The organism is Psychrobacillus sp. NPDC096623 (assembly GCF_044762655.1).
Lineage (GTDB): Bacteria > Bacillota > Bacilli > Bacillales_A > Planococcaceae > Psychrobacillus.
Genome location: NZ_JBIWER010000002.1, coordinates 664315 through 684561, shown reverse-complemented (window position 1 = coordinate 684561; position 20247 = coordinate 664315). Strand labels below are relative to the sequence as shown.

The 20247-nt window shown below is 35.4% G+C and carries 23 protein-coding genes; 3 read left to right on the top strand and 20 right to left on the bottom strand.

Annotated elements, in window-relative coordinates; translation table 11 throughout:
* Positions 1-28 precede the first annotated feature (28 nt).
* Complete coding sequence (locus ACIQX2_RS08130) at positions 29-1105, bottom strand: undecaprenyldiphospho-muramoylpentapeptide beta-N-acetylglucosaminyltransferase (RefSeq protein ID WP_402848377.1); 1077 nt, start codon at positions 1103-1105, stop codon at positions 29-31.
* 47 nt (positions 1106-1152) lie between these two features.
* On the opposite strand from ACIQX2_RS08130, the gene ACIQX2_RS08125 reads away from it, so the two are divergent.
* Complete coding sequence (locus ACIQX2_RS08125) at positions 1153-2502, top strand: MATE family efflux transporter (protein ID WP_402848373.1); 1350 nt, start codon at positions 1153-1155, stop codon at positions 2500-2502.
* A 195-nt stretch (positions 2503-2697) separates the two neighbouring features.
* Here the strand turns inward: ACIQX2_RS08125 and ACIQX2_RS08120 are convergent, their stop codons facing one another.
* From ACIQX2_RS08120 to ACIQX2_RS08095, 6 genes are all read right to left on the bottom strand, one after another.
* Positions 2698-3558 (bottom strand): CAP domain-containing protein, encoded by an 861-nt coding sequence (locus ACIQX2_RS08120; RefSeq protein ID WP_402848370.1) that lies wholly within the window; start codon positions 3556-3558, stop codon positions 2698-2700.
* A gap of 159 nt (positions 3559-3717) precedes the next feature.
* The gene (locus ACIQX2_RS08115; RefSeq protein ID WP_402848367.1) at positions 3718-3978 is read right to left on the bottom strand and encodes a hypothetical protein; all 261 of its coding nucleotides are present in this window, start codon (positions 3976-3978) and stop codon (positions 3718-3720) included.
* Positions 3971-4876, bottom strand: coding sequence for a CobW family GTP-binding protein (locus ACIQX2_RS08110; protein ID WP_402848364.1), 906 nt, complete (start codon positions 4874-4876; stop codon positions 3971-3973). Before ACIQX2_RS08110 ends, ACIQX2_RS08115 begins: the two co-directional genes overlap by 8 nt.
* A 61-nt stretch (positions 4877-4937) precedes the next feature.
* Complete coding sequence (locus ACIQX2_RS08105; RefSeq protein WP_402848361.1) at positions 4938-6419, bottom strand: lmo1851 family serine protease; 1482 nt, start codon at positions 6417-6419, stop codon at positions 4938-4940.
* A gap of 144 nt (positions 6420-6563) precedes the next feature.
* Positions 6564-7268 (bottom strand): purine-nucleoside phosphorylase, encoded by a 705-nt coding sequence (deoD, locus tag ACIQX2_RS08100; protein ID WP_093060992.1) that lies wholly within the window; start codon positions 7266-7268, stop codon positions 6564-6566.
* A gap of 68 nt (positions 7269-7336) precedes the next feature.
* The gene (locus ACIQX2_RS08095) at positions 7337-7561 is read right to left on the bottom strand and encodes a YozE family protein (protein WP_402848357.1); all 225 of its coding nucleotides are present in this window, start codon (positions 7559-7561) and stop codon (positions 7337-7339) included.
* Positions 7562-7681: 120 nt separating this feature from the next.
* Between ACIQX2_RS08095 and ACIQX2_RS08090 the strand changes: the two genes are divergently transcribed.
* Complete coding sequence (locus ACIQX2_RS08090) at positions 7682-9547, top strand: methyl-accepting chemotaxis protein (RefSeq protein ID WP_402848354.1); 1866 nt, start codon at positions 7682-7684, stop codon at positions 9545-9547.
* 837 nt (positions 9548-10384) lie between these two features.
* Here ACIQX2_RS08090 and msrB read toward each other — a convergent pair.
* From msrB to ACIQX2_RS08040, 10 genes are all read right to left on the bottom strand, one after another.
* Complete coding sequence (gene msrB / locus ACIQX2_RS08085) at positions 10385-10795, bottom strand: peptide-methionine (R)-S-oxide reductase MsrB (protein ID WP_402848352.1); 411 nt, start codon at positions 10793-10795, stop codon at positions 10385-10387.
* Positions 10796-11317, bottom strand: coding sequence for a peptide-methionine (S)-S-oxide reductase MsrA (gene msrA / locus ACIQX2_RS08080; protein WP_402848349.1), 522 nt, complete (start codon positions 11315-11317; stop codon positions 10796-10798).
* Positions 11318-11328: 11 nt separating this feature from the next.
* The gene (locus ACIQX2_RS08075) at positions 11329-11901 is read right to left on the bottom strand and encodes a YpmS family protein (protein ID WP_402848347.1); all 573 of its coding nucleotides are present in this window, start codon (positions 11899-11901) and stop codon (positions 11329-11331) included.
* A 12-nt stretch (positions 11902-11913) separates the two neighbouring features.
* Complete coding sequence (locus ACIQX2_RS08070) at positions 11914-12720, bottom strand: GDSL-type esterase/lipase family protein (RefSeq protein ID WP_402848344.1); 807 nt, start codon at positions 12718-12720, stop codon at positions 11914-11916.
* Between the two features lie 58 nt (positions 12721-12778).
* Positions 12779-13618, bottom strand: a complete 840-nt coding sequence (locus tag ACIQX2_RS08065) for a DegV family protein (RefSeq protein WP_402848341.1) — start codon at positions 13616-13618, stop codon at positions 12779-12781.
* A 137-nt stretch (positions 13619-13755) separates the two neighbouring features.
* On the bottom strand, positions 13756-14244 hold the full coding sequence (locus ACIQX2_RS08060) for a dihydrofolate reductase (RefSeq protein ID WP_402848339.1): 489 nt from the start codon (positions 14242-14244) through the stop codon (positions 13756-13758).
* Between the two features lie 19 nt (positions 14245-14263).
* Positions 14264-15208: a thymidylate synthase gene (locus ACIQX2_RS08055; protein ID WP_402848336.1), complete on the bottom strand. Its 945-nt coding sequence runs from the start codon at positions 15206-15208 to the stop codon at positions 14264-14266.
* Between the two features lie 41 nt (positions 15209-15249).
* Positions 15250-15825 (bottom strand): YpjP family protein, encoded by a 576-nt coding sequence (locus ACIQX2_RS08050; protein ID WP_402849159.1) that lies wholly within the window; start codon positions 15823-15825, stop codon positions 15250-15252.
* Positions 15826-16122: 297 nt separating this feature from the next.
* Positions 16123-16905: a class I SAM-dependent methyltransferase gene (locus ACIQX2_RS08045; RefSeq protein WP_402848333.1), complete on the bottom strand. Its 783-nt coding sequence runs from the start codon at positions 16903-16905 to the stop codon at positions 16123-16125.
* A complete protein-coding gene (locus ACIQX2_RS08040; RefSeq protein WP_402848330.1) occupies positions 16902-17339 on the bottom strand; it encodes a BrxA/BrxB family bacilliredoxin in 438 nt (145 codons plus the stop codon). The genes ACIQX2_RS08045 and ACIQX2_RS08040 overlap by 4 nt, the downstream gene beginning before the upstream one ends.
* Before the next feature lie 714 nt (positions 17340-18053).
* On the opposite strand from ACIQX2_RS08040, the gene ACIQX2_RS08035 reads away from it, so the two are divergent.
* On the top strand, positions 18054-18230 hold the full coding sequence (locus ACIQX2_RS08035; protein WP_402848327.1) for a hypothetical protein: 177 nt from the start codon (positions 18054-18056) through the stop codon (positions 18228-18230).
* Positions 18231-18326: 96 nt separating this feature from the next.
* Here ACIQX2_RS08035 and ACIQX2_RS08030 read toward each other — a convergent pair whose 3' ends face one another.
* The 3 genes from ACIQX2_RS08030 to ACIQX2_RS08020 form a co-directional block, all read right to left on the bottom strand.
* Positions 18327-18818, bottom strand: a complete 492-nt coding sequence (locus ACIQX2_RS08030; RefSeq protein WP_402848324.1) for a GNAT family N-acetyltransferase — start codon at positions 18816-18818, stop codon at positions 18327-18329.
* Positions 18819-18842: 24 nt separating this feature from the next.
* The gene (locus tag ACIQX2_RS08025; RefSeq protein WP_402848321.1) at positions 18843-19268 is read right to left on the bottom strand and encodes a hypothetical protein; all 426 of its coding nucleotides are present in this window, start codon (positions 19266-19268) and stop codon (positions 18843-18845) included.
* Between the two features lie 117 nt (positions 19269-19385).
* Positions 19386-20135: an alpha/beta hydrolase gene (locus ACIQX2_RS08020; RefSeq protein ID WP_402848318.1), complete on the bottom strand. Its 750-nt coding sequence runs from the start codon at positions 20133-20135 to the stop codon at positions 19386-19388.
* Positions 20136-20247 lie beyond the last annotated feature (112 nt).

The window sequence follows — 20247 nt, the reverse complement described above, 5'->3', positions numbered from 1 at the left end:
GTCACTTCACAATAGTGACGGGAGTGTATTATTTTTGATAGGTTAGTAATAACTCAACAAATTGCTCCGGTGTCTTTGATGGGTTTACCTCGAACATTCGATCAATCATTTCTTCCTTCTCGCCCACCATGCGTTGGAATGAATCGATAAACGTGCTTGCAGTAAGATCTTCCTCTTCTAGTACATAAGCATATCCTTGTTTCTCAAAGTATTTGGCATTCAATACTTGGTCTCCTCTACTCGCATGTATGGATAAAGGAATGAGTAACATCGGTTTTTTTAGTTCTAGAAACTCAAAAATAGAGTTGGAGCCAGCTCGACTAATGACAAAATCAGACATTTTCATCAGATGAGGCAGTTCGTTTGTAACATATTCAAATGCTATATAGTTCGTTTTTCCAACTAAAGATTCATCTAGGTTACCTTTTCCGCATAAATGGATAAGTTGAAATTTACTAGTTAACTGTTCAATATTTTGCTTAATAACATCATTGATTTTCGCGGAGCCCTGACTTCCGCCCATAATAATAATTGTTTGTTTCGTTGCATCAAAGCCCGTTAGCTGTTCGGCAATTTTGTCATCCCCGTGAAATAAATCAGGACGTAGTATTGCCCCTATCGATGAAGCTTTACTTTCAGGCAAATGCTTTACCGTATCGTCAAATACTGTGAAAATATGCTCCGCAAACGATGAAGCTATTTTGTTGGCTAGCCCTGGGGTTAAATCTGATTCATGAATCACAACTGGTATGTTCGCAAGTTTTGCCGCAAGTACTACAGGAACAGAAACAAAGCCTCCTTTTGAAAATATGAGAGATGGTTTCACTTTTTTCAATACCGTTAGTGCCTGTAATGTTCCATATAGTACTTTAAATGGATCAGAGAAATTTTTTAGAGAAAAATACCTTCTTAACTTTCCATTTGAAATAGAATGATAAGGTATTTCCGGAAACTTCTCACCAATTATTGTTTTTTCAATCCCATTATATGAACCAATATAATGGACATTATATCTTTTCTTTATTAACTCGGGTATAATGGCTTCATTTAACGAAACATGACCAGCCGTTCCCCCACCCGTTAAAATGATTGTGTTATTATTCATCTATAATCTCCTAACTAATTTTATAACTTTAAAGGATGTCTGCCCAAATGCACGAAATGAGAACTCTACCAGAAAAAAGTAAATATATGATTAAAATCGTATTGCCAATATTAATCACACAAGTTGCACTCTATTTAATGACGTTTTTTGATATTTTAATGACAAGTAAATATAGTATTGACCATTTAGCTGGTGTTTCTATCGGTTCATCCTTATGGTTGCCTGTGTACACCGCCTTAACTGGTATATTAATAGGCATTACGCCAATTGTAGCACAATTGATAGGAGCAAAAAAGAAGAAAGATGTACGTACCTTTGTTCAACAAGCATTTTATATAGCAATAGTACTAGCAATTATCGTTTTTCTCGGTATTTTCTTGCTTATTGATCCAGTACTGAACTTAATACCTCTTGAAGATAGTGTACGCATCGTAGCAAAGAAATATTTGTTCATGCTAAGTATCGGACTGATTCCTTTATTTTTATATAGTGTGTTGCGATCTTTTATTGACGCTTTAGGAAAAACAAGAGTTTCCATGTTCATCACATTACTATCCGCCCCCATTAACATTGCTTTAAATTACTTATTTATATATGGGAAACTCGGATTTCCAGAGCTTGGTGGTGTCGGAGCAGGTCTAGCCTCTGCTATTACATATTGGTTAATATTGCTGATCGCAATAATAATCGTTGTACGCATCAGTCCCTTTGCACATTTAAAAATTCTCCAAGGATGGACTAAACCTTCTTTAGGTAAAATACGAGCAATAATGAAAATTGGAGTTCCAATAGGAATATCTCTTTTTGCAGAAACGACTATATTCTCGGCCGTCACTATTCTTATGAGTGTATATTCTACTGAGGTTATATCTGCTCACCAAATAGCGATGAATTTCACCTCGCTGCTGTACATGGTGCCACTGAGCATCGCAATGGGAGCAACAATTTTAGTAGGACATGAAATTGGTGCGAAACGATTCGCGGACGCAAAAACATTTAGCTGGTTGAGTGTTGCAACTGCCATTTGTTTTAGTATAGTTTCTATTTCAATTTTACTGTTATTTAGAGAACAAATTGCTGCTGTGTATACGGACGATCGTTATGTAATTGAATTGACAGTTCAATTTTTCTTATTTGCTGCACTTTTCCAGCTATCTGATGCGATTCAAGCGCCAGTCCAAGGAGCATTACGTGGCTATAAAGATGTAACAATGACATTTATTATGGCAATCATTTCTTACTGGATAATTGGTTTACCTACCGGTTATATATTAGCCAACTACACATCTTTTGAGCGCTTCGGATATTGGATTGGATTGATTGTAGGCCTGTCTATAGGGGCAATTACCCTAACCGCAAGGCTAATTTATATACAGAGGAAGATGAAAGAGCAGTGAGCTAGAAATGAATAAAAATCCCGTTCGAGAGTAAGTCATTTTCTAGTTAGAGTAAGTCATTTTCTAGTTAGAGTAAGTGGACACTGAGCGAGAGAATTCGGCTTTTTTCAAAATGATTCAGCCTCTTAGGGGGGTATTATTCCCCAAACTACAAATAAAAAAACGACGCTAAATATGCGTCGTTTTTTATGTTAATTATTTTCCGATGAATTGCTGTGTCCAATAATAACCACTATCCGATAAACCTACACCAATATGCGTAAAGGAAGCGTTCATAATGTTCGCTTTATGACCTGGAGAGTTCATCCAACCTTCTACTACTTCTTGAGGACTACGTTGACCCATTGCAATATTTTCAGCTGCAGATTTATACGTAATTCCCATTGACTTCATTTGATCAAATGGTGATCCGTAAGTTGGGCTTGTATGAGAAAAATAGTTTTTATTTTTCATATCTTGTGATTTTGCTTGTGCTGACTGCGTAAGTTTTGTATCAATTTGAAGTGCTTTCAATCCAGCTTTAGCACGTTCTTTGTTAGTTAAATCAACAACCTGTTGAATTTCAGAAGTAACTTTTACCTCTTGCTTTACTTCAGGAGTTGGTTTTTGTACTACTGGTACTTGTTCTACTTTTTGTTCAATTGGCGCTACTGGCGCTTTTACTTCTGGTTTTTCTTCAACAGGCTTAGCTGGAGTAACCACTTCTGGTTTTTCTTCAACAGGCTTAGCTGGAGTAACCACTTCTGGTTTTTTAACTGGTTCAGTTGGCTTGACTACTTCTTTATCTATTGCTACTGGTTTTTTCTCTACTTCGTTTATATTAATCTTATTTGCATTTTGAAGATTTAGAAGCTGTGCAAATGTTAATTGCATAATATGATCCAAGTTTACTTGTGCGGAAACATTATTTGTTGCTCCCCATTTATATATAACGGATGTCTTTGCCTCGGAAGCAGTTGGTGAAAACCCGGTATTCATAGACGCGCTAGCAGTATTGGCAGAGAGTAATAACCCACTCGCTAAAATTCCAGCCATAATCGTATGTTTTTTATTCATGTTTCATTTCCTCCTTCTTTTGTGCTCCCTTATTGTAAACACAAAATAGACGGAAATTTTCACATAAAATATTCCAAAGAAACCAAATGAAACTTTTATACCTTCAAATCTACTATTCTAGGTAAGATTTTTGGATAACTTAACCACTTTGCTAAAATATTAGCTATGATCTGCTGTTGACAGTTTTTTAAATTCTTCTTTATAAAGATTATGCATCATTATCTGCTCATTTTCAGATAGCCCGCTATTATTAATCCGATCCATTGCTAAACTATACTTTTTTTGTATAGATAACCTCGCTCTAGGGTGAGTAAATTCATCTAATAGCTCCGAATGAATTATCGCTCTAACCTCGTCTTCCGTTTGGATATCCCTAACTGATTGCCTATTTTGATAAAGTACCTGAAATGCTTTAATCATTTAGAGTATCTCCTATTACAACGATTGTTTCCACATTTTCACCAATAATAACGATCTGAGGCTCCATTTTAATGTATTCTGGAAGCCACTGCACCATTCCATATGCATATTGAAACAAATATGGGTTTTTATAACCTTTTAATGGAACATACCCCTTCATACGATAAACTGTGTCTGGAAGACCTTTAACCCACTGTTCAAACTCTTCTTGCTCAATAGACTCTGTGAAGGTGTGTAAACGGGAAGATAAAGTTAATTGTTTCCCTATTGCCGCTTGCTTCACCTCTTGCCCGTGAAAAGTAGCCTCTAGATTGGTTATCATTTTTAATGGCAATTTAGCATTGGAAGACTGAATAACTGGTGCATGACTATTTAATCCTTGGATTTGCATCGTCACCGCAGCTACTTCATCATCAGATAGTAAATCTACTTTATTTGCTACTATTAAATGAGCATGTTTAATCTGCTCTAAAAATAACATTCGTGTTTGAGGAGACATTTTGTCTCGATCCAGCCACCGCTTACAATCTGCAACCGTTATAATACCTTTCATATTCAATCTGCTTGCAAAAAAAGGAGATAAAACGGCATCCATCGCTTCCACAGGATGAGCTGCGCCAGTTGTTTCTATTAAAAGCACATCGAATTCTTCACCCTCTAATAGCATTTGTAACTGTGCTTCCATCTTTTCAGCACCTGTGCAGCAAATACATCCCTCAAGCATTTCCTTAATCGGAACATCCTCGTCCACTGATTTGCTATCAAAAGGTAATTTCCCTAATTCATTCATAATAACTGCTGGCTTTAAACCCTCTGCTTTCAATTGCTCGATTAAATGAGATAATAAAGAAGTTTTCCCACTTCCTAAAAATCCACTAAGTAGATAGACATCCTTCATATTATTTACTCCTAACTATCGTTGAAAAAGCTGACCAAAAAGGCCAGCTCTCTCCAACACATTATTTGTTCAACAAATCTCTCACTATTTCTTGTGCTTTTTGTAACTGCGGATCGTCTTCTAAGATTTTTGTTCTTAGTTTATCCATCAATTGATAAGACGTTTCTCCATTTATATCTCCTGATACAGTCAGTTTGTTGTCCGCTTGGAATTTTTTCACCGCAGCATTCATCTGCTCATCAAAATTACCATCAACCACACCTACATCATAGCCTACTGCTTTTAACATTTCTTCTGCTGTTTGAACTGCTTCAGATGACTGATTGATCTTCAAAGTTACTGAAGTGTCTAAAGGTGGCAGCATCGCATAGGATGGATATTCAACTGCATAATCGGGTTTAATTCCTTTTTCGTGAATCCAGTTTCCATCAGGAGTTAACCATTTAGCAGTAGTAATTTTAATATTTGAACCATCCGGCAGATCATTCACTGTTTGGACAGTCCCTTTACCGAAAGATTTTAAACCAACTAATGGAACTTTTGCAGACTCACTTAAAGCACCTGCTAAAATTTCAGAGGCTGATGCACTACCTTCATCAATTACAAGGCTTACAGGAACATCAACACGAGTGCCAGGTGTAGCAACTGTAATATCTTTTTTGCCTTGAATTTCAATTTGCAGTATGTTTTTCCCTTCCTCAACAAAGAGATTAGAAATATCAATTGCAGAAGATAACAAACCACCAGGATTTTGACGAACATCAAGCACAAGTGCTTTCATGCCCTCTTTTTCCATAGCCTCAATTGCTGTTAGCAATTCATCATACGTGTTAGTCGAAAAACTAGATATAATAATATGCGCAACTTGCTCATCCAACATTTCTGCATAAACCGTTTCAATCGGAATATCGTCACGTACAATTGTAACTTCCATTAATGCATTATTACCACGCTGTATGGACAAAGTCACTTCCGTCCCCTTACTACCACGAATAAGCAACACTGCTTCTGATGCACTATACCCTTTAATATCTTTACCATCTACGGCAATGATTTTGTCATTTGGCATAAGCCCAGCTTTTTCAGCTGGTGAATTTTTAATAGGAGAGACAATATTTATAATGCCATCTCTTTCTTGAATCTCTGCCCCAATACCTTGAAAACTAGAGGAAATATTTTCGTTGAATTGTGAAGCTTCATCCTGGTTCATATAATCAGAATATGGATCCTCTAATGCATCAATCATTCCATTTATAGCTCCATTTATCACTGCTTCTTCGTCTACCTCTTTATAGTATTCTTCCTCTAATTTATCATAGGCCAAATACAATTTAGCGAATTCCGAACGCTCATTCTGACTTACTGGATTTACGTTTACAACCTTTTCGTCACCCCATGTTAACGCGATCATAGTGACCGCAGCTGTTGCCACAATTAAAGCAAAAGTACTTAAAAGTAAAACAAAAGGTTTCATTTTTATATATTTTGAAGCTGGTTTAACATCTGTTGCCTGTTCATCATTATTCTGCTTATGTTCGTCCAATTTCTTTCACCCTTTTCAGAAAAACTACCCTTAAAATATATGTAGTATTTAATACTTTAAGTCATCGCATATTTTAAAAATAGACTGTCATATAAATGACAGTCTATTTATGATTGATTGGTTTATCCAAAGCCAAAATATAAATTAGTCTTGAATAGCTGCTTCTAATGCTACAACAATCATTTCATTAAATGTTGTTTGACGTTCCTCAGAAGAAGTTGCTTCTCCTGTTATTATATGGTCACTAACAGTCAAAACCGACAAAGCTTGACGGCCAAATTTAGCTGCTAGTGTATAAAGAGCTGCTGATTCCATTTCTACAGCAAGTACCCCATATTCAGCCCACTTCTCATTTTGAGCATTATCATTATAGAATAGATCAGCTGTAAATACATTCCCTACTTTTAAGTTTAGTCCTGCTTCTTTACCTGCGTTATACGCTTTGTATAACAAGTCAAAGTCAGCTGTAGGTGCGAAGCTGATATCATCAAGTAGAACTTTGTTCAAAGTTGAATCTGTAGAAGCACTTTGTGCAAGAATTACGTCACGTACTTTCACATCTTTTTGGATAGCTCCACATGTTCCAACTCGGATAAGCTTTTGAACATCATATTCATTCATCAATTCATTAATATAAATAGAGATCGATGGTACTCCCATTCCTGTACCTTGCACAGAAATTCTTTTTCCTTTGTATGTTCCAGTATATCCGAACATATTACGAACTTCGTTATATTGAACAACATCCTCTAAGAATGTTTCCGCAATATACTTTGCGCGTAGTGGATCGCCTGGAAGTAAGATTGTGTCTGCAATTTCACCTTTTTTAGCACTAATATGAATACTCAATTATATAACCTCATTTCTAATACGTTTCGGCTTAATGATACCGTTTTTTCCCTTCAATTGCAATGAACTTACAACTTTGAATCTTCGACATAATATTCCCATAACTCATCAAAGACGGCTGCAGGCATATTCGCATCAGCAAGCTCTTCAATATATAACGACAGTTTATGAAATGAAGTTTCGGCTTTAGGAAAATCATGTTGGTCAAACATGCTATTAGCAAATTTTGACTTTTTATCATCCTTTTGACCCCCGCGATATTTTAATGCAAATAAATAAAACGATTGTCGCATAATAATTTTCCTCCTTTAGTCATGAAGTCTTATAAACGCAAAATAAGTGTAGATAATTACAACTAAAACAAGTAAACTTAAAAATGTTAATAGTTCGACAGATTGAAAGGATTGATATGATTGAGAAATAACATTTTTAACAAGTTAAAATCAATGAAATTTCCTAAAATAAAGACTCCTAAACAGGATCTTGGAAATCCTCAGAGAAATAGAGCTACATCGTTATTCAAAAAATCTAAGAACAAAGATAAACAACTCAAAGTAAACCATTCAACTAAGGCTAGCTTTCTTCATTCCATCCGAGGTCGAGTACTTATAATTTTCACAGTGCTTATATTAGTATTAATATCCATGCTTGTCCTTACATCTACCAAAATGTTTTCCGCTCAACAGGCGTTAGAAAAATTTACAAATGTCGACATTAAAGAGCAGATGATGGTAAACCAAATCGCAACCGATATCGCCCAACTTGCGAATGCCGAGCAAAGCTACATAATTACCGGTAAGAATGATTATATGGCAAGCTATCGAAAATATAAAGATTCAACTGTTACAAATATTAAAGCTCTTTATGAAACGTACGAAAATCGACCAGACGAATTACAAAAAATCCAGTCGATTGATCAGTTCTTCACAACTTACTTGCAATATTCCGATCGTGTTCTCAAAATTCGTGATGAAAATGGGCTTGAATCAGCTCAAAAATTAGTCAATACTGGAAATGGAAAAACGGCTATGAATTATGTAGATGTACATATAGCTGCTATGAACGAACTTCTTGAAAAAAATAACGCAGATCAGATTGCGTTATTGAAAAAAGAAAATACAACTTCTCTCATTATTTTTATTGCGTTAACTATATTCTCTGTTGTCCTTACGTTATCTTTTGGTATTTTCCTATTCTATTCTATTAAACGAAATACAAATGCTATTAACCGCTCTATTTTGGATATCGCACAAGCCGGAGGAGACTTAACAAGACGAGTTAAAGTTAGATCCAAAGATGAATTTTCTGAAATAGCTACTAGTACAAATATATTAATAGCATCTATAGCAGATCTTGTTAGAAGAGTTAGAGAACTTACAGTGAACGTTTCGGCTAGCGGACAAGAATTGATGGCCTCATCCGATGAAACTGCTTTAACTATTCAGTCTATCGCTGATTCTACGAATGATATCGCTGCTGGGAGTGATCAAACGTTAAGAAGCATGACAGAGGCAATTCAAAAAATGAATTCATTAGAAGAAGCAACAAGATACTTGAATAACGATGCACAATCAGTCAAAGCAGCGACTGACCAAATGATTGAGGCTGCACAAAAGGGTGGAAAATCCGTTCAGCATTCATCTAATGTAATGATGAGTATCGAAGAAACAATGGCCAATACAACACAAACAGTAGAATCACTTGGAACCAAATCAAATGAAATCACTTCCATTATAAAAACGATAACAACAATAGCAGAGCAAACGAATTTACTAGCATTGAATGCTGCAATTGAAGCTGCTCGAGCTGGTGAACATGGTAGAGGATTTGCCGTAGTTGCCGATGAGGTTAGAAAACTTGCAGAGCAATCTCAAAAAGCAGCGAAAGAAGTTACTGGAATCGTGACTTCTATTCAATCGGAAGTCACATCCATCGTTGCACAAAATCATGAAGGTGTAGAAAGTGTCATTCGAGGCGTAGAAGTTGCAAATGAAACTAATACTTCACTAGATCAAATTATGAAACAAACTAATGAAACAATTTCTATTATTGATAAAATGGTGAAACAAATCGAAGAAACGCTTAACTTCAGTCAAGAGGTGGCAGCATCGTTTATAGAAGTTACGCAAATTGCTGAGAATACAGCATCTAACACGGAAACTTCAGCGGCTGCTGCTGAACAAGGTTCTGCTGCGATGCAAGAAATCAATGCTTCCGCTGTAGAATTATCTCACCAAGCAGATGAGTTAAGTAAAGTCGTAAACGAATTCAAACTTTAAGAAAAAACAAAAAAAGATTATGATCTTTTGGTTCAAAACCTTTCCTTTTGTTTATATGGGCTTGGACACACGTTTTGCTATATTATTACCGATTGAATTTTTATTAATGCTGCTGGTTGTGACTGACGTCACTACCAGCAGCATCTTTTTTTCGTAATCTAATGGCGTTTGTCTTTCGTCGGCCTCCTACACTCACCTACCAAAACGCGTCAACCTGATACGAAAATCAGTAGTATTATTTGTTCTAAAAATTCACAGGGTATTTTATATGCTTTCTTTAAAAAAGAAAAATCGAACAAAAGAGGTTGGTCATATAAAAACAAAGCCTATATGCTGTTGATTTCCGCTCCGGTCGGACGCTTTCCGTGGGCACGGCTCGAGCCTGTAGTCTCTCACTCGTGCTGTCCCACTGGAGTCACCGACCTGCACTTCAATCAACAATAACTACTTAATATAAGAAAAGTTGAATATAATTTCACATAAATTAGCGATCTTTCTCTATCTTCATCGTATAAATGAAATTCGGTTTTCTTCATGCATCATTGAATAGCATTTTTATATGCTGTGCTAAATCTATTAGTTGAGTATTACACACTATATGGATTGGAGTGCAAGGTGGCGTCTCCAGCGGGAACAGCGCGAGCTGAAGACCCCGCAGGAGTGAAACGACGAGGAGGCTGAAGCCGTGCCCGCGGAAAGCGTCCGCCTGAAACGGAAATCAGTAGTATTATTTGTTCTAAAATTCACAGACTATTTGATATACTACCTCTTAAAATAAAAATGGTTGTTTTAGACTCTCGTCATAAACAACCATTTTTTATCGTTCACTTAAACTAATTAAAATAACTTACTATATTCTTCATAGCCTTCTTTAGCCAACTTATCTTTTGATACAAAACGAAGTGCCGCGGAATTGATACAATAGCGTAAGCCTGTTTCCTCTTTAGGACCATCCGGGAACACATGTCCGAGGTGAGAGTCAGCTGTTTTGCTTCGAACTTCTACTCGTCTCATCCCATGGCTATCATCAAATTTCTCCACAACCTCATGCTCTTCAATTGGTCGAGTAAAGCTCGGCCAACCACAACCAGCATCATATTTATCCTTTGAATGGAATAAAGGTTTGCCAGATACTATATCGACATAAATACCCTCATCAAAATGCTGATCATATTCACCTTGAAACGGAGGCTCTGTACCATTTTGTTGTGTTACATAATATTGCATTTCAGTTAAGTTCTCTTTCAACTAATACCCCTCCTTCATTTTTTCTACAAAAGCTGCCCTACCTGAACCCGTGAAATACCGATTATAATGACCAGGATTTTTCTTATAATAATCCTGATGATAATCCTCCGCTGGATAAAACTCAGAAGCAGGTAGTATTTTCACTGCAATTTTAACATTAAATCTCCCTGATGCATCCAAAGCATCTTTAGAAGCGATTGCTATTTCTTTTTGTTCTTCTGTATGATAAAAAATCGCTGTTTGATAGGATGAGCCACGGTCGAAAAATTGACCATTGTCATCAGTTGGATCAATATTAAGCCAAAAAATTTCTAATAAACGATCATATGGAAATACATCTGGGTCAAAAGTGATTTGAACTGCTTCATAATGTCCAGTTGCGTTGGAACAAACTTGTTCGTATGTTGGGTTAGGTACATGTCCACCCGTATATCCAGATACAACTTTTTCAATTCCATCATACGAATCAAAAGGCTTCACCATACACCAAAAACACCCGCCTGCAAAAGTTGCTTTTTCCATTGCTTCGCCCCCTATTCTTTAGGTATTACAATCTCAAGCGTAATGATATCCTCTGCTAAATTCAACTCTTTTGCTCGGACACGGACGCCTGAGGTCATCGGAATTTCGGACAATTGGATGAGTACTTCCTCTTCTGCCGGGTTTACAACCATCCAATTCGGAAGCTCAACTGAATCCCTCAATAGCTTTAAAATAGTTTCAGGATCTAGTTGTAGTTGTCCAATTTCAACAGATGATTGCTCTAATCGAATATTGCCGTTCTCTTCTACATATGGTTCAAAAAACATTCTAACCGGCAAATTAATAGAAAAAGCTGTAAATTCTGACGATAAAACAACTTGATCATCTACTGAAATTTGAAGTGGAAGAGGTTTCCCACCTATTGCTTTTTTGAGATACGTATTTGCAATAGCTTGAAAATCCTCTTTTGTCGCATTTACAGTTAATACATTCCCTTCTGGTGAAGGACTAGTTTCCTCAATCACTATAGGTTCAGCAGGAGTTGTTATCCAATAAAAGAATGTCCCAATACTACCAATAATAACGACTACTAATAAAATAAATGCTATTTTCCATATATTCATCCCATCAACTCCTTAAAACAACAATTCCCTCTTATCTGCATCTATTAAACCACAATCTTGCATCGTCTCGACTATTTCTTCAATAACGAGTTTATAGCCTTTGCTATTGGGATGGAAGAAATCCGTATGATAAACTAAATTACTGTTTGTCATGAAAAGCTGATCGATTGGTACAAAACAAGCATTCCTATCATTGGAAGCTGTCTCTTCTATGATGTTATTCCAATCATTTAAAATTTGATCAAATTCACTTTTTTCATCTGTGACAATCGTAATAGGATTATATAAACCTACCACAATAATCGGAGCAGTACTATTAACCTCTCGAATTTCCTGAAGAATTTTTTTATAATTCCGTTCAAACTTTACAAGTTCCTTTTCAAATGTCTCTACCTTAAGATTAAACAAGTCTTTCTTAACAACCTTCATAATATCATTGCCACCAATAGTTAATGTAATTAAATTGGCTTTTCGAATTTGGTGGTCAATTTCTCCATCCTTTAACATCTTTAAAAGTTGATCGCTTCGACGACCCCTTTTTGCAGTATTGGTTAATGGAACGTCTTCTATTCCTTTATATTGTGAAAAATGTTGTTGTAGACGCCCTAAATATCCTTCTTGCTTTAATTCATCCCCTACTCCTTGTGTTAAGGAATCACCAAGTCCTACAACTTCTATCGTTCTAGGAAAAAATTGAAAAGGTATAACATATTCCTCAAAAAGAACATCCTCTTTTTCGGAAAAACTTACTTCTACCATTTCATTGGAATTACACCCTATTAGAAAAATAACACTAATAATAATTATTAAATATTTCATTAGAGACTCCTTTTTTCTAAAACAAAAGCAGGGAAAAGTGTTCCTCCCTGCCTTTTTACTATTCAGTCATATACATAAATCCAATAGCACCAGGTCCGGTATGCGTACTAATAACAGGTGAAGTAATGGAAACCTGGATATTTTGAAAACCCGAATCTTTTATGAGTTTAATCAAAGGAGTAGCCATCGACAACCCATTTGCATGCGAAATACCCACAGCTTTAACGATTTTTCCTTTCGTATCGGAAAGATATCGGTCAAATAAATAATTGACAACTTGTTTATGGCTTCTTACCTTAGCAATTGGTGTATACTCTCCACCTGCTAAACTCGCGATCGGCTTTATAGAAAGTAAAGAACCAAGCATTGCCTTCCCCTTACCAATCCGCCCCCCTTTAACAAGATTATCCAACGTATCTACAACTACAAACAAATCAGACTTGCTACGAATTTCTTCAATTTTTTGAATGATTGCTTGCTTTTCTTCACCATTTAATGCCATTTTAGCGGCTTCTTCGACTTGGAATGATAAACCAAAGGAAATGAATTTCGAATCGATTACTGTAACATCTGATTCTGTCATTTCCGCAGCTGCCTGTGCAGATTTTACAGTACCACTCATACCACCAGTCATATGTATAGAGATAACGTGATCACCATCTTTACCAAGTTCGTCGTATAGTTCCTTGAAGACCCCTGATGATGGTTGTGACGATTTCGGTAATTCTTTAGATCTCGCCATTTTTTCTAAAAATTCTTCTGGTTTTATATCTACTCCATCAATAAATGATTCACCATCAATTTGAATTGTCAAAGGTACAACATGTATATTGTAATGCTTTACTAATTCTATTGTTAAATCCGCTGTGGAATCAGTTACTATGTGAACTTTCCGCATATGCTATCCCTTCCTTCCTACTTAGTACTATTATAAGAAGAATACCGGTGTTCTGTAAACTTTTAGTTCCACGCTTTATTGTAATTAAAGCTACATACTCTCACTATAGTGTATGTAGCTTTCATAGTAACTACAACTTATTCACCAACTCTTCTTTCATAAACGAGGTAAACATACACAACTCCCTCGGGAGTTGTCATCTCTTCTGTTGTTTCTACCAACACCCATTCATCACCGTATGTTGGGAAATAAGTATCCCCTTCGAAAGTTTGTTGTATTAATGTTATATAAAGTCTATCTGCTTTAGGTAAAATTGCTCTAAAAATTTGTTCGCCACCAATAATCATTACTTCTTCATGGTGAGCTGAAGCCAGTTCAATTGCTTGAACCAAGTCAGTAACTACCTCAGCACCTTCAACTCGATAATCAGGATTTCTTGTGACAATAATATTTTTACGTCCTGGTAACACTCGCCCTATGGATTCAAACGTTTTTCTTCCCATTACCATTGCTTTATTCATCGTCATTTTTTTAAAGTAAGCAAGGTCTCCCGGAATATGCCATGGCATTTTGTTTTCAAATCCAATTACTCTGTTAGGATCATGTGCAACTATTAGTGAAATCATTAGCTTCCCCCTTCAATTTTTATACAGCAATTGGTGCCTTAATTTTTGGATGTGGATCATAGCCCTCTAATTTAATATCTTCTATTTCAAAATTAAATATCGACTCTTTTTGGTCATTTAGTAGAAGTTGTGGCAATGAACGTGGTTCTCTTTCCAATTGCGTTGTGACCTGCTCCATGTGATTTAAATATAAATGAGCGTCCCCTAAAGTATGTACAAATTCACCAACTTCTAATTGACACTCTTTTGCTATTAAATGGGTTAATAATGCATAAGAAGCAATATTAAAGGGCACTCCTAAAAACACATCAGCACTACGCTGATAAAGTTGACAAGATAATTTACCATTTGCCACATAAAATTGCATGAATGCGTGACATGGCGGTAAAGCCATTTCATCTACCTCTGCTGGATTCCATGCAGTAATTATATGTCTTCTTGAGTCAGGATTTTTCTTGATCTGCTCAATAACATTTCGCAATTGATCAATCGTTTGTCCATCCTTAGAAGGCCACGATCTCCATTGACGACCATATACCGGACCTAAATCACCAAATTCTTCCGAAAAAGCATCATCACTTAAGATTTTCTCACAAAATAGATCCATTTGCTGTTGTAAAATTTCGTTAAATTCAGGGTCCTTTGCTGCTCGAACTCCAAAATTTGTCATGTCAGGCCCAGTATATTTCTCACTGCTCACCCATTTTTCAAATGCCCACTCATCCCAAATATGATTATTCGCCTGAATAAGTGTTTTCACATTTGTATCACCCTTTAAAAACCAAAGTAACTCGGTTGCCACTAGTCGAAATGCCGTTTTTTTAGTTGTTAGAAGTGGAAAGCCTTCTGACAGGTCAAATCGCATTTGATAGCCAAAGACACTTTTAGTACCAGTCCCTGTTCGATCTCCTTTTTCAACTCCACTATTCATAATATGTTTACACAAAGTAAGGTATTGCTCCATATCCTATCCCTCTTTTCTTTTTCATGCAAAAAAAGCTCTCACTAAGAGAGCCATTTTGGTGGTGTGTTTTTTGACCAATATATGTCACCCAGCACATAATGTTTAGAATACTTATCTTCCGCCAAGTGATAATGGAAATTGAAATAATAACCCTCTTGAGGTTTCTTATCCGTTCTTACATGAAAACGGATTAGGTCTTTTTTAGTTGAATCATTATAAATATTAAAAATCTTTTCGTGATAATCTCCAGATGGCTGCTCAGAAATAGATAAACGAGTTATCACTTGATTGGATGCTTTGGCAATAGTCATATCAATAGCTTCCTGCATCTTAGGAAATATTACATTGTCAAACTCATGTTGAATAACTGGCCCTATTCGATTACCGAACTTTATGTACGCTTGTTCCCTGGCAGCATGTGCCATGTTTTCATATACATAGGATTCATCTTCATCTGTTATTGTTACTTGTTCATAATCAGTTGAATTAGAAGCTATAGTCCTTGAGGGACTTTTACTATCTAATATTTGCTCCCATATGAAATGGCTAGGAGATATTAGACCAAATGTTAGCAATGCAACAGTGATAATTATTGACTTCTGGAACCATTTTTTAATGTTATTCACCTTCAATATTGAAAAATTTTAGTAAACTCTTCATTCTATTAAACGTTTTAACGAACTAAAGGTTTCATCTTCTTCCTATTCATTGTACAATAAAATGTGTAAACATACCACAGAGCTTTTTGCACAAAGGAGGAAAATCACGATGGACGCAGGATTAGTAATTGGTATCGGATTTTTATTTTTATTAGCATATTTGACATCACTTAACTTTACGGATTGATATGAAGTTTCATGGAGAGTCTTGGCTATCGCCATGGCTCTCTTTTCTATTTGTTCTGTAGTGTCGCCTTATAATAATTCAATAATGCCATAATGAAATTTAGAGGATAACCTTATATCTCGTTCAAAACCGAATTTATCAAATAGGTTTGAACGAAAATGCGCTTTTAAAACCACTCTTTTTCTTGCAAGTCGCTTTGCCTCTTCTACCCATTCATCACTCAAAGAATCATGATCTCCAAGTTCTCTTAATGCTTGAAAGTTGGAAGACTCCTCAATTACTTCTTCAAACATTGGATCTAGATAAACAACGTCATAGAAATTGGAAGCTACGGTTTTCATATAGTCAACTGCATTTTGATGGATGAGATGAATATGCCGCATACTTGTTAGTAATACCTCATTATTCGTTTCGTAATTTCTTAACCCCTCATCTACCACATATGCAATCATTGGTTCTTTTTCACATGCATGTACAACCCCTGTATTTCCTACCGCATAAGAAGCGATTATGCTATCAGAGCACAGGCCAGCTGTAGTATCTAAAAAACGATTTCCCTTTTCTAATCGTACGGATTCTAAAAATGAATCCTGCTCCCCATTTAATAGTCTTTTTATACGAAAAGCTGCTGAATTTGGATGAAAGAAAAAAGGAGAAGTGGAACCGTATTTATACAGTTCCAATCTCTCTTTACTCACAACGAGAACATTTGACTGCTGCTCATTTTGTATTGTAAGAACGGATTTCTTTTGACGTTCATAGTATGGAAGATTTAAATTAATAGAAATTTCTTTTGCTTTTAATATAAATTCTTTATTTGTTCTGCCAGCTGTTGTTACTACGGTGTTCATGAAGAAACAACTTGTGAAAGAACACCAGATAGATGATCTTTAATCGTCTCCATTGAGTTACTTTCGATTTGCTCACGAGGGATGAAATATGCTAACTGATTATCTTTCCATATAGCAATAGACGGTGAACTCGGCGGAACATCCTCAAAATAACCTCGCATTGTCGCAGTAGCATCCTGGTCTTGTCCAGCAAATACTGTAACTAAGTTTTCTGGTTTAACTTCTAACTCATTTAACGCATGAACAACTGCAGGTCGTGCAAGTCCGGCAGCACAGCCACACACTGAATTTATGACGATTAAGGAAACTCCATTTGCTGTAGACATATGATCTTGTACTTCCTCAGGTGTAGTAAGCTCTTTAAATCCAGCCTCCGTTAATTCACTTCGCATCGGTCCTACAATGCCTTTCATATACTCATCGTATGCATTCATGATTTCGCCCACTTTCTTAGTTCAATTTCCCTTTATACAAAGGGATTTCTAATATCATTCTACTCAAGTTATCCTATTAATTCACCTTTTTTCACTTTAAACTTTCATTATTCATTAATGTTATTTAAAAAATATCAGTATTGAGTGTGGAATAGGAGTACATCATGAACCATTGTTTGAAACTTTCTTGTTACTCCCTTCGATGAATAAGTAGAGGAGAACAAATAATTCAGCATTCGAACAGTTAGGTGGACTACCATTACACTAAAGAATTTTTTCCTACGAAAATATCTAATTATCCCGAGTATTTGAATAAAAAAAACAGTAATGGTTCATGCTTCTAAAAAAGAAGAAGGTGAACACGATTACTAAATTTGAAATAACATTAAATAATTTTTACTTTGAAACGCTTAATGATTTAGTTAAACAATTCAACGAACTTATTCCTGAGCATTCCACTAGTAAATATTCGATGCAAGACGTTTTAGAATTACTAATCCTGAAGGAATTTGTAACCAGTGAAATAAAATCCATTAGACCTTGAATAGGGTCTTTTTTATATGAAGGGGAATTTGGTTGAATTCTCCCTCCTAATATATGGTTAAAAGATTTCAATTAGATTACCATTTCCAATTAATGTATACAACCTTCATTTCTAATGTGATAATAAACTTACAACAATTTATTTGTTGAAGTCATAAATTGGAGTTGTATATGTTCGTAATTACACGAAACATTGGCGGAACAACAGAAATTTTAAAGTCATCAAACAGTCAAGTGGATAAAACTTTTTCAGATATAGATTCAGCATTGAAGTTTGCGAAACGGTTAAATCAAAATATTATTCCATCCAAGCATTGGAGTGTTTCCAAATCATTAGTAATTAGTTGAGCAAGTGGGATATCCCACTTGCTTTTTCTATTACTGAACATAACAGCATGGAATCATAAATTAATATTTCCCCTTAAATTAACGCTCCGCCAAATTCTATTTAATAGTAAATGTCTGAATCAAACACTGTTCATCATCAACTACATCTTGCTTTTCTTCAAATTGTATATCCAATCCGCTATATATCCTTTTCCAAAACGAAACAGCTGGACTATTTTCGATTAATTCAATTACAAAATATTTTCCTTTTTTAACTTTGAATAATTCCTCTATTGCCTGTCTGCCAAATCCATTCCCTTTGTATTTATTTAATATAAATAAGTCATTCACCCCTAAGTCATAATCTTTTTTCAAGACAGGTCTTTCCACCAGCAATATAAAACCAATAATGTTACTGTCTAGATTAATAAAATATGGGGAAAGCCCTTCTGTTTCCCAGAATTCATCTAATCCATCATATTCAAAGCAACCATCTTCTCCAATATCTAATTGGGAAGTAAATTTCGAGAGATCATGAAGATACAAAGAATAAAGATTTTTTAATATAGTTTTTTCTCTTTCTAAAACTTCCTTCAACATAATATTCATTTGAAGTTACCCCTTTTATGTTTATCATTTTGACAATTCCTTATAGGCTAATACTTTTAAAGCAAGCATTTCTTCCTCAGTCAAGTTGCTTTCTAACTTATTAAAAATTTCCTGTTTTTCTTCTGCCGTCAATCCATCTTGAGCTTTTGATTGGATTTCTTGAATTTCGCTTATGCCAAACTTTGTTACCAATGCTCTTGTGGCTTCTTCTTTCGTTTGAAAAGGTAGTTTGCTACTATCTACATTCTTACCCTCTGCTATGAATGCTTGGAGCTCTGGGTCGTTTTCAATTTCTTTTTTAATCGTTTCCAAATGCCCACTATCCTGCAATTCTCTAGATACCTTATCTATCACTTGATCGGCAACTAGCGTTGGTACAAAATAATAAACAGCTACTAAGATAATACCTACCACAATGATGATGCTAAAAAGTACTTTGATAAACTTCACCAGTATTCCTCCCAGTTTATAATTACTACCTATCATACTACAAACACACTAAGAAAAAACCTTTTACCAATGAAGCGCATATCTGCGCTCTAAAGTAAAAGGTTTATAAATAATTTTTTAGGAAGCAATCCAATCCACTTGATTGAGAAATTCATATACATCTTCACATACTTTGTCCTTCTCTTTTCCAACGGTAATTATATGACCAGATTCTTTATACCAAATAATATCTTTTTCATTGGTCACTACTGACTCGTGAATAAAGGAAGCACTTTTTTGATAAATATCATCATCTAATGAGCCTTGTAATACTAGAGTTGGAGAATTGATAAGTTGTAATCCATCACAAGTCATTTCTGTTATTTCATGAACACCATTAAAGGATTCACTGTTTGTATTTTTTAAAGTCTCTAATTCCTCTACAATTTCTTCTTTTGTTTTTCCTTCAAATGACTTATAGATTTTAGCATAATTGTAAAGTCGATCTAATAACCCATCTGTATTATTTCGTTTTATAGGTGCACACATAGATACAACAGCTTTTACAGGGAACTCTTCAGCCACTTTCAAAGAGAAAACTCCTCCTAGGGAAATTCCAGCTACTGCAATTTCTTCATAGCCCAGGTTTTTTAAATGATTGTATCCATCAACCACATCTTGCCACCACTCATCTGGGCTAGTTAATAATAATTCTTCTGGTGTAACACCATGGCCTCTGTACATTGGTGCATGGCAAGTATAGCCTCTTTTATGTAAATATTGCCCTAATTTTTTTACATCCTTCGTACTCCCTGTAAATCCATGAAGCAATAATACTGCTCTTTGCCCGCCTTCTAATGTAAAAGCTTTAGGTGCTACAACTTTCATCTTGAATATCCCCTTTATTTCATTAAAGTATTAATCTGTTGAATTAATAGTAGCATTGACTATTCATAATGTATAATTTATTATTCTTATTAATACGATACCTTTTAGGTAT